General features: G+C 39.0%; 14 protein-coding genes, 1 pseudogene and 1 other annotated feature (1 of these 16 only partly in view). Of the genes and pseudogenes, 6 read left to right on the top strand and 9 right to left on the bottom strand.

Going from position 1 to position 20,549, the window contains the following annotated elements; genetic code table 11:
* Positions 1-100 precede the first annotated feature (100 nt).
* Positions 101-1,036: a LacI family DNA-binding transcriptional regulator gene (locus H5R64_RS01990; protein ID WP_182580349.1), complete on the bottom strand. Its 936-nt coding sequence runs from the start codon at positions 1,034-1,036 to the stop codon at positions 101-103.
* Positions 1,037-1,375: 339 nt separating this feature from the next.
* Here H5R64_RS01990 and H5R64_RS01985 point away from each other — a divergent pair, with 339 nt between their 5' ends.
* Both H5R64_RS01985 and H5R64_RS01980 read left to right on the top strand, forming a co-directional pair.
* Positions 1,376-3,316: a LysM peptidoglycan-binding domain-containing protein gene (locus H5R64_RS01985; RefSeq protein ID WP_182582628.1), complete on the top strand. Its 1,941-nt coding sequence runs from the start codon at positions 1,376-1,378 to the stop codon at positions 3,314-3,316.
* A 132-nt stretch (positions 3,317-3,448) separates the two neighbouring features.
* Complete coding sequence (locus H5R64_RS01980; RefSeq protein ID WP_182580352.1) at positions 3,449-3,760, top strand: ArsR/SmtB family transcription factor; 312 nt, start codon at positions 3,449-3,451, stop codon at positions 3,758-3,760.
* A 121-nt stretch (positions 3,761-3,881) separates the two neighbouring features.
* Here the strand turns inward: H5R64_RS01980 and H5R64_RS01975 are convergent, their stop codons facing one another.
* The 5 genes from H5R64_RS01975 to H5R64_RS01955 form a co-directional block, all read right to left on the bottom strand.
* A complete protein-coding gene (locus H5R64_RS01975) occupies positions 3,882-5,861 on the bottom strand; it encodes an ABC transporter ATP-binding protein/permease (RefSeq protein ID WP_182580354.1) in 1,980 nt (659 codons plus the stop codon).
* Between the two features lie 119 nt (positions 5,862-5,980).
* On the bottom strand, positions 5,981-6,664 hold the full coding sequence (locus H5R64_RS01970) for an ABC transporter ATP-binding protein (protein WP_182580356.1): 684 nt from the start codon (positions 6,662-6,664) through the stop codon (positions 5,981-5,983).
* A 9-nt stretch (positions 6,665-6,673) separates the two neighbouring features.
* The gene (locus H5R64_RS01965) at positions 6,674-7,735 is read right to left on the bottom strand and encodes an ABC transporter permease (RefSeq protein WP_182580358.1); all 1,062 of its coding nucleotides are present in this window, start codon (positions 7,733-7,735) and stop codon (positions 6,674-6,676) included.
* Positions 7,736-8,254: a TetR/AcrR family transcriptional regulator gene (locus H5R64_RS01960; RefSeq protein ID WP_182580360.1), complete on the bottom strand. Its 519-nt coding sequence runs from the start codon at positions 8,252-8,254 to the stop codon at positions 7,736-7,738.
* Between the two features lie 132 nt (positions 8,255-8,386).
* Positions 8,387-9,400 carry a zinc-dependent alcohol dehydrogenase family protein gene (locus H5R64_RS01955; RefSeq protein ID WP_182580362.1) on the bottom strand — a complete coding sequence of 338 codons (1,014 nt, stop codon included), beginning with the start codon at positions 9,398-9,400 and terminating at the stop codon, positions 8,387-8,389.
* Positions 9,401-9,759: 359 nt separating this feature from the next.
* Here H5R64_RS01955 and H5R64_RS01950 point away from each other — a divergent pair, with 359 nt between their 5' ends.
* The 3 genes from H5R64_RS01950 (at position 9,760) to thrS (ending at position 14,368) form a co-directional block, all read left to right on the top strand.
* Positions 9,760-11,379 carry an Nramp family divalent metal transporter gene (locus H5R64_RS01950; protein WP_182580364.1) on the top strand — a complete coding sequence of 540 codons (1,620 nt, stop codon included), beginning with the start codon at positions 9,760-9,762 and terminating at the stop codon, positions 11,377-11,379.
* Between the two features lie 241 nt (positions 11,380-11,620).
* Positions 11,621-12,223 carry a hypothetical protein gene (locus H5R64_RS01945; protein WP_182580366.1) on the top strand — a complete coding sequence of 201 codons (603 nt, stop codon included), beginning with the start codon at positions 11,621-11,623 and terminating at the stop codon, positions 12,221-12,223.
* Positions 12,224-12,562: 339 nt separating this feature from the next.
* Positions 12,563-14,368: a threonine--tRNA ligase gene (thrS, locus tag H5R64_RS01940; protein ID WP_182580368.1), complete on the top strand. Its 1,806-nt coding sequence runs from the start codon at positions 12,563-12,565 to the stop codon at positions 14,366-14,368.
* 139 nt (positions 14,369-14,507) lie between these two features.
* Here the strand turns inward: thrS and H5R64_RS01935 are convergent, their stop codons facing one another.
* Together H5R64_RS01935 and H5R64_RS01930 are read right to left on the bottom strand one after the other, a co-directional pair.
* On the bottom strand, positions 14,508-15,761 hold the full coding sequence (locus H5R64_RS01935; RefSeq protein ID WP_182580369.1) for an MFS transporter: 1,254 nt from the start codon (positions 15,759-15,761) through the stop codon (positions 14,508-14,510).
* 4 nt (positions 15,762-15,765) lie between these two features.
* Positions 15,766-17,064, bottom strand: coding sequence for an alkaline phosphatase family protein (locus H5R64_RS01930; protein ID WP_182580371.1), 1,299 nt, complete (start codon positions 17,062-17,064; stop codon positions 15,766-15,768).
* Positions 17,065-17,272: 208 nt separating this feature from the next.
* On the opposite strand from H5R64_RS01930, the gene H5R64_RS01925 reads away from it, so the two are divergent.
* Positions 17,273-18,634: an APC family permease gene (locus tag H5R64_RS01925; protein ID WP_182580373.1), complete on the top strand. Its 1,362-nt coding sequence runs from the start codon at positions 17,273-17,275 to the stop codon at positions 18,632-18,634.
* 734 nt (positions 18,635-19,368) lie between these two features.
* Here the strand turns inward: H5R64_RS01925 and H5R64_RS01920 are convergent.
* A pseudogene (locus H5R64_RS01920) lies at positions 19,369-20,316 on the bottom strand (ketopantoate reductase family protein).
* An 89-nt stretch (positions 20,317-20,405) separates the two neighbouring features.
* Positions 20,406-20,549: a binding site (T-box leader), on the bottom strand (it continues 95 nt past the right edge of the window).

Raw genomic sequence — 20,549 nt, 5'->3', positions numbered from 1 at the left:
AGATATAGAAGGAACTGTAATATGAGTTCCAGACAAAAAATGGATTTAGGTAAATCATAAAGATTTCACCTAAATCCATTTTTCTTTATACAAGACAAACCTACTCTTTAAATTTTACCGGTAATGTTACTGAATCAACCTTACTCGTAGGATTAGCAATTCGTTTAAGTAATGTTGAGATAAGATTTTCGGCAAGGTCGTAAATTGGCTGAACGACAGTTGGTAACTGCGGGGCAACTTGGCGAATAAGCTGAGAACCATCATATCCTGTAACGAAAAAGTCATCATTAAGCTGGTAGCCCCTTTGTTGGTACTGGGAAATGATTTTCAACGCTTGAACATCATTTGATGCAATCACACCAGTAAACTGATCAGGAAGGGGTGTTTTATCTATTTCTTCTTTAGCTAAAGTTGTAAAATCTTGCCCCTGTTCATTTAGGTAGTCAACCACTCCCTGGAGGCGGTTTAACGTTGGGGAGACTGAAGTATCTTCATCTACAATTACCACCAACCGTTTTACATTGTGACGCACCATAAACTGAGCAGCTAACTGACCACCCCGGTAACTATCAGCAGCAACGATCGGGATATTATCTGAAAGATAACGGTCAAATGAAACGATTGGTGCAGTTAATTGCTGATACTCCTCAATCCCCAGGTTATGGGAACCAGAAATAATTCCATCTACTTGATTAGCAAAAAGCATATTTAAGTACTCATGCTCAATTTCTCGATTTTCAGCAGATGACGCAATGATCGTCTTATAACCTTGTAAGAATAGTTGGTGCTCCAATTCATTTACTAATTCAGCAAAAAATGGGTTAGTAAGATTGGGAAAGATTAAGCCAATAAATTTTGAAGGCTTTCCTTGCATTGCCCGTGCAAGAGCATTGGGTTGATAATTCAATTGGCGCATTGCTTGACGAACCTTTTTGATTGTTTTATCACTCAAAGAACTATAGTTATTAATCACTCGTGATACCGTTGTTACGGAAACCCCTGCTAATTTGGCCACATCTTTTAATTTAGCTACCATATTTCTTCCCCAATCTTTATCAAACTACTCTTTATTATATCCCAATCTTAAAAGTAATAGTTAAAATAAGATTACTTAAATCAAGTAAATAACACTATATATTGATTGTCTGTTATTGTATTAGAACTTTATCTTTCAATTGATAAGAATGGTCAAATATTAATTTACTTATAATGATGAATGTTAAAATCACTTGCTCTTTTAAACTAATAATGCTATTTTGGATTTAGTTTGAAATCTTAATAACTTCTTAACAATTTTACTTTTTTGTTATCTTTTAATTATTGTTCGATTAGTTAATAAATTTTTCAAGAAATTCATCTAAGAGGAGTCAAGATAATGAATCGTTCAGAACTATCAAATTCGACAACGCACTACAAAATGTATAAGAGCGGTCGAAAGTGGATGTTCGCCGGTTTAACTGCCGTTACCTTGTTAACCGCAACAGGTGCTGTAGCTCATGCCGATGAAACTCAACCAAATAGTAATGCCACTGAAGTAACCACTAATTCCAACAGTAATAGTACCAGCAATTTTCCAGCTGATTCCACCTCTAGTCAGAGTGCTTCCAGCAATAGTAGTGCTGTTAATGCCTCAGCAATTATTGCTGTATCAAATAGCAAGGTAGCTAGTGCTGCTACTTCGGCTGTTAGCGCATCATCTGCCAGTTCAGTACCAGCTAGTGTTGCTAGTTCTTCAGTTGCCCCACAGACGACTACTGCTTCAGCAACTACTACTGCCGCTTATGCAGCTCAAGCACCGGCCTCTTCAGTTGATTTAAATTCCCTTCACTTTAGTAATAATGCCCATTCACAACAATTTATTGAAAGTGTCGCTCAAGGAGCAATCGATGGCTGGAACCAATACCGCGTTCTTCCATCCATTACAGTTGCCCAAGCAATTCTGGAAAGTAGTTGGGGACGGTCAACTCTTTCTACTAACGCTCATAACTTATTCGGAATTAAGGGATCCTATAACGGTAATTCCGTAGTTATGCCAACTCGTGAAGTTTATGGTGGTCGTTCTGTAATGGTTAATGCTAACTTCCGGGCATATCCTAACAACTCTGAATCTGTTAAGGACCACGGTCGATTCTTAACCGTTAATAGTCGTTACCGAAACCTTCTTGGTGATACTAATTATGTTTCAGTTGCCAATAAACTTCACCAAGATGGTTACGCTACTGACCCACGATATGCAAATTCACTAATTAGCCTGGTTCGGACCTACAACTTAACCCAACTCGATTCAGTTGCCCTTTCCGGAAAAGTTGTCACGAACAAGAATAATAATGGGGATAATAGTAGCTATAACAGTGGCAATTCAAACGTAAGTACTACTGGTTACTACACTGTTCAGTTTGGGGATACCCTTTCTGGAATTGCTAACCGGTTTAGTACTACTGTTAACCACTTAGCTTCATTAAATGACATTAATAATCCTAACCGAATCTATGTTGGTCAACACCTTCTCGTCCGGCAAGAGGTAAGTTCACAAAGTAGTAACAACACTTCAAGTAGCAATAGTAACCCTGGCTCAACCACTTCTAACGCTAAGGGAACTTACACAGTTCAATCCGGTGACACTCTTTCCGGCATCGCAAATAAGTTCGGTACAAGTTACGAATCATTAGTAAGTTTAAATAATATTTCTAACCCTAACCGCATTTATGTTGGTCAGGTATTGAAATTAAGTGCTAACTCTACTCCTTCAACTTCAAGTCGCCAAGTAACCAGTAGTACTCCAGCTGGAAACTACACCGTTAAGGCTGGTGACTCGCTTTCTGCAATTGCTACCCGCTACGGGACTAGTTACGAAGCATTGGCACGGCTAAACAATATTTCTAACCCTAACCATATTTATGTTGGTCAAGTACTAAAGTTAAGCGCTGGAACAACTTCATCAAATGTTGTTAAACAACAGCGTGTTACCACCACTTCTTCCGCCAACGGCTCTTATATCGTTAAGGCCGGCGACTCACTTTCAACAATTGCTGCCCATTACGGGATGAGTTATGAAACATTGGCACAGTTGAACAATATTTCCAACCCTAACCGTATTTATGTTGGCCAAACCCTTAACCTAGGTGCTAATAGTAATACCAACACACGTCGTTATGTAACCCCTTCATCAAATAATAACGGTTCTTACACTGTTAAGGCCGGCGACTCACTTTCTGCGATCGCTGCTCGTTACGGGATGAGTTACCAAACATTGGCACGGTTAAATAATATTTCTAATCCTAACCAAATTATTGTTGGGCAACGCATTATCCTCTAATTAATAACTAAATCATTAAACCAAAATGCTTAAGTATGATAAAGCAATCATATTTAAGCATTTTTTGTTATATAATAGTATTATATACTTGATATGTTTTGGTCTTGTTTAGATAGTAAGAAGGGTGATTACATGATTAGTCAAACGGGGAGAACCTTTTCTGATATTGAGGAGATTAGTCAGCTGTTTAAGTTACTCGGTAATCCCAAACGGCTTCAATTACTATATCTCTTAATTCAAGATTCAATGAGTGTTACAGAGATTAGTGAACGAATGAACTGGGAACAATCAGGCGTATCCCATCAATTACAGTTGCTTCGCAAGTTTAATCTTGTTGGGCAAAAGCGTGATGGCAAGGCCATTTTTTATCGTCTTGAAGATCCACAAGTAATGACATTAATTGCAGACGTTCTTTCACACGCAAAACAGATAATTCATCGATAATACCATTAAAAAATATTTTTCAATTAACTACTGTAAGGTAGTCATTTTATTAAATATAAAAAGCGACCACTACTTAGGATGAAAAAGCCTAAAGTATCGGTCGCTAATTTTTATTCTGTATTTAATCAGCAGCAAGTGCATCAATCGGGTTTAAGTTAGCTGCCCGCCGAGCTGGCAATAGCGCAGCTAGGAACGAGATGATTAACGCTACTACAAATGCAAAGACTATATTACCAAAAGTAATTTGAATAATGTTGTACTTGATTAAGTGGTAAAAGCCATGATTTATCGCTAATGTCACAAAGAAGACAATTATTAAGGCAAGAATCGCTGAGAAGAATCCAATAAACATTGATTCAGACGTAAATAATCGTCGAATATCTTTCTTACGTTCTCCGAGCGCTCGTAATATTCCAATTTCCTTAGTTCGTTCTGAAACTGACATATACATTGTCACAATAATCATCAAAGCAGAAACTAATAAGGAAATTCCGGCAATTGCGGCCAGAAGAGTTGACGCTAATTTAACATAAGTATTAACAGTTTTCAAAATTGAGCCAACTGTCATCGCTCCAAGGATCCGTTTATGCTGACTATTACGCAAGTTACTAATCTTGTCAGCAACAGTTTGTACCTGACTAAGGTCCTTAACATTTACTGAGAGGAAGTTTGGCTGAACACTACCATTTGCTTCCCGGAGCATTCTAACCAATGTTGCGGAATTAAGTGACGTTCGAACACTAGTACCATTCGAGATCCCAGATACTTTGACTTTACCTTGAGCTTGAATCGGTTTACCCGCATTATCAACCCAGTTAAAATTAATTTGAACGATTTTACCAATTAATTGTTTATAGTTCTTAGCACTGCTTAATTGGATAGCCTGTTGCTTAGTAAGAACAATTTCGTTATTTTCTGGTTTATGACCCTTGGTAATTCCCCGAGTAGTTGTTGAATCGGTCCAACTCTCTAATGAGGTCCCACTCTGTTGAAGGTTATTATATGATAGCCGGTAACTCGGTAACATATATCCCTTTTCAACTGAAGAAACTCCCGCAATCTTCTTTACACGGTCAATTTCACTCTGCTTAATAAACATTGATTGGGGATCAGCCATCATATTTTGAGCAGACATTTGTAGTTGATCCTGCGTCATCTTTTTCCCACTTGTATTCTTTAAGATAGTCATACTACGTGGGTTTGCCAATGAGTTGATCTGGTCCTGCATATAACCATTTACCCCATTTCCTAATCCACTAAACAGAAGGACTGCAAAGATCCCGATTGCAGTACCAAGCATGATTAGCGAATTCCGCCAGAAATTATATATTAAGTGTTTAAATGCAGTCCGGTAACTGGCTAGTGCTGGAAGGACGCGTGATTGAAGTCGTTGTGGATCAACCGGAATTGGATAAGCTGGGCGGATCCGCTTATCACCATCAATCTTACCGTCAGCAAGGTGAATAATCCGGGTACCGTGATCCGCTACTTCTTGCGAATGGGTAACAGCAATCACTAATTTTCCGTCCCTGGCAATATCATCTAAGAGATTCAATATTTCCTTAGTATTTTCGGAATCCAGTGCCCCGGTTGGTTCATCAGCAATAATTAATTGTGGATCACTAGCAAGTGCTCGGGCAATTGCTACCCTTTGCTTTTGTCCCCCAGACAAGTGGTTAGGATGCTTATTAACTTGATCGGCTAAGCCAACTCGTTCAAGTAACTCTAGGGCACGCTTTCGTCGAGCATTCTTGTCCAAAGTTGTCATATCAAGAGCAATTAGAACATTATCGAGAACCGTTAAATGTGAAATCAGGTTATACGATTGATAAATATAACCAACGGTCGACCGTCGGTAATTATCCAATTGTTTTTCTTTACTGTGGTCGATTATCTTCCCGTTAACGATTACCTTCCCACTAAATTTACGGTCAAGTCCGCCGATAATGTTCATTAAGGTTGACTTTCCGCCACCTGACTCCCCCAGGATTGAAACAAATTCACCTCGTTCAAAGGAAAGACTAATTCCCTTCAGAACTGGAAATACTTGTTTGTCTAGGTAGTATGACTTGTAAATGTCCTTTAATTCTAGAAAGGCCATGATTTCCTCCTAATTTCTATCTAAACGCTTATTATAAATAATTATATCAAGATTTAAGTCTTTTTATAATTTCCAAAAGTGATCTAGACTAAATCTTATTAACATTCCCCGGGAAATTATTATTTAGGTTCCTCTTGCTTTAATTTTCCATCCTCTAATTGATAAATTTTATCAGCAAATTGTCGTAAGCGAAGATCATGAGTTACTACAATCACAGCTTTATTCCGCTTAACCGCTAATTTTTTCAATAATCTCCCAACCAATTCGACCCTGTCACTATCTAAAGCTGATGTTGGCTCATCGGCTAAGACAATTTGTGGTTCAGTATACAATGCTCGAGCAATCGCCACCCGTTGATTTTGTCCCCCAGATAATTCAGCCGGGTATTGTTTTAATAATTTCTCAATTCCAAGTTCTTCTAGTAGTTCATGAAATTCCTTTGGCTCTAAGTTCCCCTCCTTCTTCACCTGTTGGACTAACTTAAATTGGTCAGCAATATTTAGGTATGGGAGTAAGTTATATGATTGAAGAACAAAGCCGATTTTATTTAACCGAAACTGATCTCGCTCCTTATTCGATAGACTCATGAAATCTTGACCATCAACAATTACTTTTCCGCTATCGGGAGTTTGTAAGCCACCCGCGATTGTTAGAAAAGTACTTTTTCCCGATCCCGATGGACCTAAGACTAAGCATAATTCTCCAAGATCTGCCACAAAGTTAACGTCCTTTAATACGTGAACCTTACCAACCCCCTTACCAAAGGACTTATTTACATTTTCTAGTTTAATTGCTATCGTCATTTCTACCTCCTAACCGAGTGCTTTAGCCGGATCAATTTTCAGAATTAATCTTACTGGTAATAGCGCTCCAACTAACCCTAAGATCACCATCACTACTGCAAGTAAGCTGATTAATGGCCAATTCATTAAGATTGGCACGGCAGTCGGTAATAATAGTGAAGTTAGTTCCGTTAAAATTACACCTCCGATATAACCAACTACTACCAGAATTAACGCCTGAGCCATCGTTGCCTTAACTAAGTGCTTGGCTGGAACTCCTTGAGCTCGTAGAACAGCAAAATGACTCATCTTTTGCATTGTTAAAATATACAGAAAGACCGCAATGATAATCAATGAAATTACCATCAAAAAGCTAATCATAAAGATGAAAGTCGTATTCTGAGCAGTGTATCCTGGTAATTTGTCAATAAATTTTTGGACTGAATAACGTTGCAGTTGGGGGAAAGCACTTGTAGAAAGCTTTTGATTACTAATAACTCCACTAGCCACAATATTGTCGTTAATTCCCTTTAGACTTCGCCAGTCGTCTAAACTTCCATAAACTACAGGAGAAATATTTAATTTAGCTCTGCGACCAAAACCAACAATACGATAATTCTTTGAAGAATTAAGTGTGATCTTTTGCCCTAAACGGTAACCTTGATCTTGTAAACTTTCATCCACAACTACTTCCCTGTTATTTTGTGGACGATGGCCACTCACCAGGTTCAATTTCTTTTGATAAATATACTGTTCCCTATTCAAACCAACAAATTGGACAGTTTGTTTATGCTCTTCTCGATCATCTGTCTTCATTACTACGGGGGTCACACCGATTAAAGCTGTATCTTTAGCCTTAAACTTTTTTATTTGTTCGCGGTTAATTAATGATTGGCTAAGATTATCGTTACTATTTTTGTTTAAAAACACGGTTTTAGTATCCCAATTCTTTATTGCCGCGGTATTTTCATTAGCTAGTCCCAGCATTAGTCCCATTAAAATCATTATCAAGTAACTGATTAAGACAAACATCGCTAAAATCAAACCATAGCGTAGTTTTTCATGAATGATTTCCTTAATCGCTAAGAACATTTATTTTTCCTCCTTGGTTAGTGGAATAACTGCTTGATAGTAACGCTTCAAAAGTTTTACAGATTGACTGGGCTTTTCTAAGCATTCGCGAATTGTTTCATGACTCAAAATCATAATCGCCCACTCACTAGCACTCTTGGGCCTCAAGTTACGGTTATCAGCAATCTTGACAAGTTGTTCATTGATTTCAAAGTGAAGTTTCATCATTTCATGATACTTGCTCCCATTCACAACGTTTACAAATAAAGAAACCTGCTGATAATAGTCTTTTGCTGATAGTTTTTGCCTACCAACAATTCCAGTATGAATCTCAAGAACTGCCTGTTGATAAAGGTAAATATATGCCGCCTGAATATTTTCAAAGTACTTATAAAATGCTCCCCGTGCGATGCCAACGTCCTTTACAATCCTTGCTACTTGAGCGTCTGCAAGACTATAGCTGCTAAATTCCTTTAAAAGGGCTGCCTCAATTTTTAATTGTTTTTCTTTTGGTAAATGCTGATATGTTGTACTAGGCACTGTTCAACGCCTCCTTGGTAACATCATGTCATCATGATTAGTCCTATCTTATAGCTTGAAGTGACACCGTGTCAACGAAAACTATAAAAAAGAGACTGGATTAGAATTTCCAGTCCCTAAATAAAGTTCTAATTAAGCTTCTTCACCAGCTACCTTAACTACAGCCTTAGAAACACCCTTAATTCGACCGTTAACGAAGTCATCAACGTCCTTAAAATCAAATTCATGTGAAAGCAATGGCAATACGTCCACCTTACCTGAACCCATCAACGCAATGGCGTCTTCGAAGCAGTAAGGGTTAATGAAAGCCCCTTGAATAGTTAGTTGCTTTTGGAAGACTTCGTAACTGTTAATGGAGAACTTATCATCTGGGTTACCCACACCAAACATCAATACTTGACCACCACGAGCAGCTGCTTCAACAGCTTGTTCTTGTGTTTGTGGACGACCAACGGCTTCGATAACGATGTCGTAAGTATCACGAGGGATTTCTTCGCCCTTAGCAGTGTTGATGGTCTTAGCACCAAACTTATCGTGGTTTAACTTCAACTTATCTTCAGAAAGACCGCTCAGAGTAACTTCTTTAACACCTTGTGCTAAGAGAGTTTGTACAAACAGTTGACCCATGAAACCATCACCGATAACCAAAGCTTTCTGGTATGGGTGAAGAGTAAGTAGATCAACACCGTGGACAGCACATGAAAGTGGTTCAGTAACGGCTGCGGCCTTCAATGAAAGACTATCAGGAATTGGGTAAACAACCTTAGCAGGAGCAGTGAAGTAATCTTCAAAGCCGCCATCACGGGTAACACCAACTGCATCAAGGTGTTCACACAATTCTGGACGTGAAGTCCGGCAGTACTTACATTCACCACAGTAAATGTTAGGGTCAACAGAAACACGATCTCCAACTTTTACATTAGTAACTTCTGAGCCAACTTTGGCAACAACACCTGAGTTTTCGTGTCCTAAAACAATTGGTGGAACAGCATCTGCAGAACCTGGCAATCCAGCGTAAAGTGCGTGGTCAGTACCACAAATTCCTGCATAAGCAGTGTGAACTAACACTTCGTCAGGCTTAATTTCAGGCATGTCAACATCTTTAACTTCTAAGTTTTTAACAGCAGTTAATACAAGAGCTTTCATTTTAATAAATACCTCGCTTGTGAAATACTTCTTTTATCTTACGCGTTTGATTATAAGGGAATAAGCGTTTCGCTGTCAACCGGTTAACATAAATTTACTATATCTTTTATGAGTCTCTCACAATCTACCGTTATCTTAGAAGGAATTAATTATTTTTATTAATTTAAATTTTATTTTCTTTTTTGAAAGCGGTTTGATCCTTACTAAGCCAACCAAAATTTATCTTTGTGGTCTCTCCCCCCTTAATAAAGCCCGTCAAATCAGCAATCTTCCATTGTCATACATTATTTTTTATGTTAACCTAAAAAAGTAATCAATTTAAGTTAACCGATCTGTTCAATTTGTGTTAACAAAAAAAGATGAAAGGTGGATTTGGCGTGGACAACACAAAAAATCAACACCGTAAGCATCATTTAATTGAATATGCTAACGGTAAGTCTCTTGAAGAGATTAACGGGACTGTTAAGGTTCCACATGGCAAAGGTTTTTGGCGAACATTATTCGCTTATTCTGGTCCTGGTGCATTAGTTGCTGTGGGTTACATGGATCCCGGTAACTGGGCTACTTCAATCACTGGTGGTCAGAGTTTCCAATACACCTTAATGACTACTATCTTGATTTCAAGTTTGATTGCGATGTTACTTCAATACATGGCGGCTAAACTCGGAATCGTGAGTCAAATGGACTTGGCCCAGGCAACACGGGCCCGTACCGGTAAAGCATTAGGTGTTATTCTCTGGATTATGACTGAATTTGCAATCATGGCAACTGATATTGCCGAAGTTATTGGTGCCGCAATCGCCCTTAACTTACTATTCCATATTCCGTTGATTCCATCAGTATTTATTACTGTTCTTGATGTCCTTGTATTGCTCTTATTAACAAAGATTGGTTTCCGGAAGATTGAAGCAATTGTTGCTTGCTTGATTTTAGTTATTCTATTTGTTTTTGCTTATCAAGTTGCATTATCTCATCCTAACTGGGGTGCTGCTTTAACGGCTTTACTACCTTCTACTAAGGCAATTGCAAAGTCACCGGAAATTGGTGGAATTACTCCATTAAGTGGGTCTTTAGGTATCATTGGTGCAACCGTTATGCCACACAACTTGTACCTTCACTCCGCAATTTCACAAACTCGTCAAATCGATCACAACGACTTGGATAGTATTCGTCAAACGGTTCGGTTTACAACTTGGGACTCTAACATTCAATTGTCCTTGGCCTTCATCGTTAACGCCTTACTATTAATTATGGGGGTTGCCGTCTTTAAAACTGGTGCAGTTCAAGATAGTTCATTCTTTGGCCTTTATGCTGCTTTGAACAACACTTCAATGCTTAGTAACCCAATTCTCATTGCAGTAGCTAAATCTGGTGTACTTTCAACACTGTTTGCTGTTGCCTTACTTGCTTCTGGTCAAAATTCAACCATTACCGGTACCTTAACTGGCCAAGTAATTATGGAAGGGTTCGTTCACATGAAAATGCCTCTTTGGGCACGTCGTCTTGTTACCCGAATCATTTCAGTTATCCCTGTTCTGATCTGTGTTGGTATGACTTCTGGTGAATCAACTATTCAACAACACACTGCTTTGAACCTTTTGATGGAAAATTCACAGGTCTTCTTGGCATTTGCTCTTCCGTTCTCAATGTTGCCGCTACTAATGATGACTAACAGTGAAGTTGAAATGGGTGAATTCCGTAACCGTTTATGGGTTAAGGTTTGTGGTTGGATTTCAGTTATTGCATTAACATTCTTAAATCTTTACAACCTGCCTTCAACTTATGAAGATTTCAATATTTGGTCAAAAGATACTTCAGACGTATTAGCTTACATCACTATCATCATTATCCTTGCTCTCTTGGCTTGGACATGTGTTGAATTATATCGTGGTGACAAGCGCTTTGCCGCTGAAGGTCGTGGATTCGGCCAAAAAGAAGAAAAGATGACAGGTAATCATAAAGATCTCGCTGAAGATTAAAGATTCTTTTATCTTTAACTCATAATTTCTTCAAATTTTATCTATATATTAGGAAGTATAAGATAACTCTTATATCTTTTCCTCCCTAAATAAAAGTAAAGATATAATTAGGAGCTGGAGTTTTTATCCCCAGCTCCTAATTTTTTGATTTCAAATGATGCTAATTCAGCTGATTACTCGGTTAAATGTTATAATGTATCTTTGAAATATAAATCTCATCCTTAATTCTGAGGTGAAATCATTGAATAACCAAAATAATAATGAACGCCCAACCCGTGTTCAACTTTATGACTCAAATAATAATCGCCGTTCTCACCTTAACAAGGGAATAAAGAAGCTAAAGATGCCTCACTTTAACGGTAAGAATCGTCTTTTTAAAATTCTTCTCGCAATTTTATTAGTAATTCTCGTTATTATGATCATCGTATTTTTAATTAAGCAACGTGACCCTGTTAATACTGATACTAATGACACCACTGTTTCTACTAGTAGTAAATCATCATCCCATAAAAAGAAGCACCATAAAAGTCATCACTCTTCTAGTTCAACCGATGACGATAACCAGGATACCTACTCCTTCTCGTACTCAACCGGAAACAATGGTGGCAGTTCACGAACACAGCACAGTAGCCAGGGACAGTCCCAAACTAACGATGGTAATGGCAGTACAAATGATAACCAAATAAGCGCTCAACAACCAAGCCAAAATAATAACAATAGTAGCGATAATCATCAGCAACCAAGTAATTCTGGCAATAGCCAAAATAATAACAGTAATAGTGGAGCTACCAACAGCGGCCATTCTGCTCCTACACCTGCAACTTCGGCAAGTCCTAACCACTAAAAACTTTTTTAAAAGGGGGTTGCGCTCCGCTCTCCCAGTGATATAATCATAGGCAATTAAAGGATATGCACTTTAGTTACCCTCTACCAGGGAGTCGATGCCAAGGCTGGAAGCATCGTTGAGGATCTAACTTTTGTTGTACCACCTTTACTCATCACTCACCGAAATAAGGGGAGTCGGGTCGTGTCCGTTAATACACCTTAGAGAGGACGCTATTAGTACGTCCTGAAGATGGGTGGAACCACGCTAATTATGAAATAATTGACGTCCCTAACGCTATTTAACTTTTATAGCGTTAGGGACGTTTTTTGTTTATTTACAAAGAAGGAGAGATTTTTTATGGCTCAAGTCGCTGTTATGTCACCAGATGGATCAGTTAAGAAGATCGATCGTGATTCAAAAGAAAGTTTACAAGCATTACGAAAGCTTTCCGCATTAATGTTGAAAGCTGCTTTAAAGCAAGAATTTAAGGGAATTCGTCTTGGTGAAGCTGTTGCCGATGAAGACGGCTTCCACGTTGATTCTGACAAGGATAACCAACAAGTTTCTGCTGATGAATTACCAGCTCTTGAAGATATTATCAAGGGTCTTGCAAAAAACGATGCAAAGGTTGAATTTGTTGAAGTTACTCTTGAAGATGCCCTTGCTGAAGTTGAAGCTGATCCTTATTCAAGTGAATTGATTAAGGAAAGTGCTAAGGATGGTAAAGTTGCAATGTACCAACTTGGCGATGTTAAAGCTATTGCTGATGCCGATATCCTCGTTTACGGTGACGTGGTTAAGAACCTTCGTCTTCTTTCCGTTGCTGGGGCTTACTGGAAGGGAATGTCTTCTAACCCAATGCTTCAACGGATTTACGGAACTGTTTTCTTCAAGAAGGATGCCCTAGAAGATGATTTAAAGAAGCGTCAAGAAGCTAAGGAACGTGACCACCGGGTTATCGGTAACCAACTTGACCTTTTCTTTGTTGATCCTAAGGTTGGTGCCGGTTTACCATACTGGATGCCAAAGGGTGCTACTATTCGTCGGACAATTGAACGTTACATCATTGACCGTGAAGTTGCTGATGGCTACAAGCACGTTTACACTCCAGTTTTGATGAACCTGGACGCCTACAAGACTTCTGGTCACTGGGAACACTACCGCGATGACATGTTCCCACCAATGGACATGGGTGATGGTGAAATGCTTGAATTACGGCCAATGAACTGCCCAAGTCACATCCAAGTATTTAAGCACCACATTCGTTCCTACCGTGACCTTCCATTGCGGATTGCTGAACTTGGAATGATGCACCGTTATGAAAAGTCTGGTGCCCTTTCCGGCCTTCAACGGGTTCGTGAAATGACATTGAACGACGGTCACACATTCGTTGCTCTTGACCAAATTCGTTCAGAATTCGCTAAGATTTTGAAGTTAATCATGAGCGTTTATAAGGACTTTGATATTACTGATTACAGTTTCCGTCTTTCTCTTCGTGATCCAAAGAACACCAAGAAGTACTACGCTAACGATGAAATGTGGGAAAAGTCTCAATCAATGTTGAAGGCTGCCATGGACGACTTAAACCTTGACTACTACGAAGCAGAAGGTGAAGCTGCATTCTACGGTCCAAAGCTTGATATTCAAACTAAGACTGCTTTAGGAAACGACGAAACAATGTCAACCATCCAATTAGACTTCATGCTCCCAGAACGGTTTGGCCTAACCTACGTTGGTAACGATGGCCAAGAACACATGCCAGTTATGATTCACCGTGGTGTTGTTGGTACCATGGAACGGTTCATTGCTTACCTTACTGAAATTTACAAGGGTGCCTTCCCTACCTGGTTAGCTCCTGAACAAGTTCACATCATCCCCGTTAACGAAGATGCTCACGGTGAATACGCTGATGAACTTGCTAAGAAGTTCAAGGCTGCTAACATCCGTGTCGTTGTAGACCACCGGAATGAAAAGATGGGTTACAAGATTCGTGAAGCTCAAACTCAAAAGGTTCCATATACTCTTGTTGTCGGCGACGAAGAAAAGAACAACAATGGTGTTTCTGTACGGAAGTACGGTGAAAAGGAACAAAACGAAATGAGCCAAGATTCATTTATGAACGAAATTCTTGCTGATATTGCATCATACTCACGCGAAAAGTAAGTTTCTATATTAAGCATAAAAAGAAGGTCAGTGAAAAATTCACTGACCTTTTTTATGCTTTAAATTTCCTGCCACTAGCACCGCTTAATATCAATATGATTTTCGTCTTTAAACGGTATCCCCCTCAATATCTACCATTCTAATTACCACTTTCTCTGGTTAACCGTGGAAGGAGCAGAAAAATAACCAAACCAATCAAAAAGAGAATACTCAATGAGGCTGCTCCCACAGTTGACTTTCCTGTTAATTGGGTTACAAAACCTACGATTACCGGTCCAAGAATCGCGGAAAATTTACCCAGAATATTATAAAAGCCAAAAAATTCGCTGCTTGAGTTTTTAGGAATTAGTTGACCAAAATAAGAGCGACTTAATGCTTGAAGTCCTCCTTGACTTGTCCCTACTAACACTGCAAGAACCCAAAAATCAGCTAATGATTTTAAATGTAATGCATCTAAACAAATAAACAAGTAAACAATGATTCCTAATAAAATCGCTAACCGGTTAGATGTCTTTTGCGCTAGGAACCCGTATAAGATCGAAAAGGGAAACGCAATTAATTGAACCATAAGCAATACCAGCATTAACATGGTCGTTTCGATTCCTAAATCTTTTCCGATCGCGGTTGCCATTGTAAAAATAGTATCAACGCCATCAATATAAAAGAAATAGGCCACAAGAAACCAGGAAATCTTTCGATACCGTTTTATGTGGTGAAGCGTTCTTCCTAAACGATGAAAACTATCCATTACTGGATCAGTAACTGCCTGAACATTGTGGTTTTGGTGGCCGTACCTTAACAATGGCCATGCAAAAATGACCCACCAAATTGCCGCCAGGATAAAACTAAATTTAGCAATCCCGTAACTGCTGAGAAGGCAATTAAAGCCACCAGACACTTGTGCAACGAGGAAAATAATAAATACAATCACACCACCAAGATAGCCCATTCCGTAACCAGTAGTCGAAACTGCATCCATCTGCTGATCATCAGCAACATCCGTAAGAAAGCCGTCATAAAACAGGTTTCCACCAGAGTAACCAATAATTGAAAAAACGTAAATAAGCAGCAATAATCCCCACTGCTTTGGTGGAATTACTGCTAGGGCAAACGTCATTATAATTCCGATCCAGGTAAAAAAATTTAACCAGCGTCGTTTTGAGTTTGGGTAATCCGCTAATGCCCCGAGTAATGGCGCCATCAAAGAAATAACCAGCGTCCCAAAACTATTTGCATACCCCCAAAGTGCCGTCGAATTGGCTGCATTAATACCACTTTCACCTGCAACTGCCTTGAAATAAACTGGAAGAACAGCGGTTACCACTAAAATTCCATAACCCGAATTAGCCCAGTCATAAAAGATCCATTGCCATTGTTGCTTAGTAAATTTCAAACAATTAACCCCACTTCTTAATCACTCCTGGAATTACCCGCCCTGCTGTCGGGGCTGGATAATGGAGTCCTAATATTTTTGCAAATGTCGGCCCCTCATCAACCAAATGGGCTGTCTCCACCGTTTTCCCTTGATTAATACTTGGTCCCGCAAAGATAGCTGTCGTGAAGTAATTTGGTTGGTTAGGACCATAACCATGAACAGCACGATAGCGATCATGAGTTCCCAGTGAATTAGGATCAACTTTTTCAACAACTGCCGGTCGATTAACTTCATCTGTGAAGTAGTAACCAGGTTTAGCTTCAACAAGAAACGCACATCGAGGATCAGCACCTAGTTTTACTGCTTCCGCTCCATCATAAATTCGTTCTACTCCCTCAACACCAGCGATTAACTGCTTTAACTTGCTGAGGTTAACATAGTCCTTAGCATAGACATACGTTTCACCATCACAGGTCTTAGCAGTGACTTGCCAATTATCCTTGTAAGTTGTTTTTCCTTTAATTGGGGTTAGTAACCCATGTTCTGCAAATACCACGTTAAGGTGGATCATTTTCTCAACATTAATCTGGTAGTGATCCCCAAGAATTACAAAATCCGTATCACTGTACGTTCCCGCATCTCGGCTTGCCTGAATAATTTTTGCTACACGACTATCCAGGCGTTGAAGAGCGGCTTTAGCTTGTGGCGAACGGACCCCATTGCGGTGACGCATACTATCCATATCAACTAAGTGAATTAGTGTTAAATCGGGACGCTTATTTTTGATTGTATCTACCGCACATGCAGTTACAAAGTCATCAAGCCACGGTTGCTTAATTCCCCGCCGCAATTTTCCATAGCGATGATTCATCTTATAAAGAAATAGTGGCGAACTAGCCTTAAGTGAAACTAACACTTGGTTTGTCCAAATCCGGTTAGGAAAGATTTCTGCTAAGTTATAGTCAATTTTACTTCCAGCAGTAACGGGCCATAAGAAGGCCGCCGTCGTCAATCCAGATTGGTGAGCAACATCATAAAGTGGCATTACTTTAATATCTTTCCGGTACCAATACCAATCAGGCGACTTTCGCCGTGGTTGGAGTTTAGTGTTATTTACAATGCCATGAATTGCCGGATATTGACCAGTGATAATTGAGGTATGTGAGGGGTAAGTCAATGTTGGAAAGATCCCCTTAACTCGTTTAACCCAGGTTCCTCTTTTTATTAATTGATCAAGGTGGGGAACAAACTCACGGAGCTCATTAAGATCACGAAAGCCCATCGAATCAAGAGAAATTACTACTAATTTATGCAATGCCATTAATCCCATCCACTTTCTTTTTAAGTCTTCCTCCCTATTTTATGATAAAAAGGATAAATACGTAACTCTAACTATAAAATGATAAAAGTAATTCTTTATAAATCGCATCCAAAGCAAGCGGTTACAAAGGACATCAATTTGCTTCACAGCATTTTTTAATGTAAAATTAAGGTTCAGTTTTCTGTATTTTTTGAAAGGAATCATCATTATGCAAAATCAGTTACCAAAGGGTAAAGAACATGAGAAAACTCTCGGTCTCTTTGACCTTTCCATTTTAGGTATCGGCGCAATTATTGGTACGGGAATTCTAGTGTTAACTGGAATTGTTGCCGCGGAAGATTCTGGCCCCGCAATTGTTTTCTCCTTTTTAATTGCCGCATTAGCTAGTGGATTAATTGGCCTCTGTTATTCGGAACTAACAACCAGTTTACCTAATTCTGGAAGTGCGTTTTTCTATGCATGGGTATCCATTGGTAAGTTTGTTGCATTTTTGGCTGGCTGGACACTTATTGGAGTTTACGTTACCACTACGGCGACAGTTGCTAATGGTTGGACTGGTTACGTTCAATCATTTCTGGAAGTTCTTGGTTTCAACCTTCCTCATCGCTTCTTAGTTACCCCAGCTGCCGGTGGCTATGTTAACCTTCCTGCCGTTCTGATGATCTTTTTAATGACAATTATCTTAACCCGGGGGACGAGTGAGAGCAAGTTGATTAACAACTTCCTTGTTGGGGTCAAAATTTTTATTATCCTCTTATTCATTATTGTTAGCGTTCCTCACGTTAATGCAAGTAATTGGCACCCCTTCCTCCCATACGGTTATAAGGGAATCTTCACTGGTGCCTCCGCCGTCTTCTTCTCCTTCCTCGGCTTTGATGCATTAGCAACCTCGGCTGAAGATGCAAAAGACGTCGATAAAAATATTCCCCGGGCAATAATTTTATGTTTAGTAATTTCCACAACCCTCTACATTCTTGTTAGTCTTGTGATGACTGGGGTGGTTTCCTACACCAAATTAAATGTTTCAGAAGCTATGTCCTATGTCTTAATCGTTAAGGGGCACAGCTTTGTAGCTGAAGTTGTTTCACTGGGGGCAGTCTTAGGGATTATGGCCGTCGTTTTTGCCTTTATTTATGCTGGTTCTAATATTCTTAAATCAATGAGTCGGAGTGCCTTTCTTCCTAAGAAACTCGCTAAAGTAAATGCTAAAACACAAAGTCCTAATCGAGCAATCTGGTTAGTTGGGATTTTCTCTGCTATTTTAGCGGGAGAATTTAACCTCCACTACTTAGCACTAATCGCTAATATCGGTTCACTAATGGTTTTTGCCTTAATTTCTCTAATTGTTATTATTCTCCGGTTGCGTTACCCAGAACTCAACCGTCCTTTCAAGGTACCATTTGGTAAAACGATCCCAGTGCTTTCAATTATCATTTGCATCGTCCTCCTTGTCAGCATTTCAATTACTGCCTGGTTGACATACCTCGTCTGGATTGCCCTTGGCCTTATTATTTACTTCTGCTACTCACTTCGTCATGCGGATGAATTTAACTTTACAAAAGAAGAATAAGAAAAAGAGCTCTATCGTCGGGTAAATCTGCATGATAGAGCTTTTTTGTACGTTCAAAACCTAGCTTTATATTGCCACGTAGTTAGCCTTTAAGAAGTACTCGATAAAGCCTTCAGTTCGGCTTTATCGAGTACTGAAGGCCATTTCGTACTGTGCTATTCGTTTTTATGAGTAATAGTAATCATGTTACTATTTATTTTATTCCTCTGCTAATGTGGTGTATGGATCCGGTAAGATAAGTTAGTTGCTGACAACCTATAAACCTGGACATATTTTGAATGATCTTCTGGAAAAACAAAGTTAGTTGTCCCCGTACAATCATTCATCATTAATTTTAATGAAACTTTTTCTCATGTTTCGAGCAGGGATACCTCTCCTTCCTCGAGAACACTTTGATAACTCGCCGACTAATTAGAGGCAATCTTAACTCCTCGATGTAGTTGTTGACAACTATTTAATTCAAAGGTCGCACATGTGTCTTTTGAATTAATTTATAACGACACTCGTGTGGTTCACCATGAAAATAAAAAGTGTACTGATCGTTACTTTACTTAATAGGAAAAATGGACAGGGACAATGTAGATCCGTTTACCGTCACGTAACCTAGATGAATGGTATCCTGGTGATTGATCGTTTGAATATCAGTAACATTATCTTTTTTACTCACTAATTTTGTCTTCTCATTACTGCATTTTCAATAAATATAAAATGTTTACCATTTTTTATAATTCCTATTAGCGTTGACTCCGCGTGTGTTCGGCAAGGTGAACCAAGTTAGTTACGAAATTATGCGTCTTAGCCTCATAGTGATATTTTCGACCAAGCTTAACGAAATAGCCATTGATATAATCTACTTCTACTGGTCGATTATGACTCATATCCTGATACATTGATGGGTAATGGTGGGGATTACCAACCTTTGAAACATAATTGATGCTTTCTAATTCTTTTTCCCGACTATTAACTAATTGCACACCAGCACGTTCACAAATGTCATATGCCTCATCAATTAATTGACGGGATAATTCATTTGCCTTATCAAAAGAAGCATACTCCCCCATTGTAATTTCAAACATCGTACATAGCGTATTCACAACAGAATTAAAAACCACCTTTGCCATTAAAGTTCCCATAAAATTTTCTTTTAATGATGGATTAAAGTTAGCTTTCTCTAATTGTTCCATTAATTGGTTAGTCTTTTCATCTGGCTTCTCAGTATAATTTGCCCAATTAGTCGTCCCCACTCCTGGTTTACCTACAAATTCAACTTCTCCCGGACCCGTTAAAATTGTTGCAACCAGTGCTGTCCCTGCAACTAATTTTTCCTTAGAGAAATATTTCAGCAATTTTTCAATATGTCCCATCCCGTTCATTGCAGTTAAAACATATTGGTCCTTAAAGAAGTGTTGACACCGTTTCAACATCTCAGCCAGCTACATTTGTTTTAATTCAAAGAACACAAAATCCGCATCAGTAGCTGTATATTCTTCGGGTGTATAAACATTAACTGGAACAAGGTGTTTATTTTGGCGTTCACGAGTAACGTAAACGCCACCTTGCTTTTTCAGTTGTTCATAATGTGGTTGCCAACCTTCCACAAAATCTACTTCGTTACCTGCTTCTTGTAGTAATACACCAAAACGAAGCCCCATTGCTCCGGCACCAACAACTGTAAACTTCATAATTATGCAACTCCTTTTCTCGAATACGCAAGTTTTGTTGATAAGATTCCACCTATTAATTAAAAAGCGTCCTTAGATTATTTAACTAATCTAAGGACGCTGTCGCGCGTTACCACCCTTTAATTCGTTAGCAGCTCACACCACTAACCTCAAATGTTCAACATTAACTGTTAAACACGGTAGCGATAATGGGCTACTCCCACCACAGATCACTAACTTCATCCTGGCACTCA

This window comes from Limosilactobacillus fastidiosus (genome assembly GCF_014145505.1).
Taxonomy (GTDB): Bacteria; Bacillota; Bacilli; order Lactobacillales; family Lactobacillaceae; genus Limosilactobacillus; species Limosilactobacillus fastidiosus.
Note: the sequence above shows the minus strand (reverse complement) of the source record. Positions and strands in the feature narration are given on the sequence as shown.

Bases quoted from the DNA above. Each gene is read 5' to 3' on its own strand.
- H5R64_RS01990 (WP_182580349.1), bottom strand. From the start codon at position 1,036: ATGGTAGCTAAATTAAAAGATGTGGCCAAATTAGCAGGGGTTTCCGTA.
- H5R64_RS01985 (WP_182582628.1), top strand. From the start codon at position 1,376: ATGAATCGTTCAGAACTATCAAATTCGACAACGCACTACAAAATGTAT.
- H5R64_RS01980 (WP_182580352.1), top strand. From the start codon at position 3,449: ATGATTAGTCAAACGGGGAGAACCTTTTCTGATATTGAGGAGATTAGT.
- H5R64_RS01975 (WP_182580354.1), bottom strand. From the start codon at position 5,861: ATGGCCTTTCTAGAATTAAAGGACATTTACAAGTCATACTACCTAGAC.
- H5R64_RS01970 (WP_182580356.1), bottom strand. From the start codon at position 6,664: ATGACGATAGCAATTAAACTAGAAAATGTAAATAAGTCCTTTGGTAAG.
- H5R64_RS01965 (WP_182580358.1), bottom strand. From the start codon at position 7,735: ATGTTCTTAGCGATTAAGGAAATCATTCATGAAAAACTACGCTATGGT.
- H5R64_RS01955 (WP_182580362.1), bottom strand. From the start codon at position 9,400: ATGAAAGCTCTTGTATTAACTGCTGTTAAAAACTTAGAAGTTAAAGAT.
- H5R64_RS01950 (WP_182580364.1), top strand. From the start codon at position 9,760: ATGAAAGGTGGATTTGGCGTGGACAACACAAAAAATCAACACCGTAAG.
- thrS (WP_182580368.1), top strand. From the start codon at position 12,563: ATGGCTCAAGTCGCTGTTATGTCACCAGATGGATCAGTTAAGAAGATC.
- H5R64_RS01930 (WP_182580371.1), bottom strand. From the start codon at position 17,064: ATGGCATTGCATAAATTAGTAGTAATTTCTCTTGATTCGATGGGCTTT.
- H5R64_RS01925 (WP_182580373.1), top strand. From the start codon at position 17,273: ATGCAAAATCAGTTACCAAAGGGTAAAGAACATGAGAAAACTCTCGGT.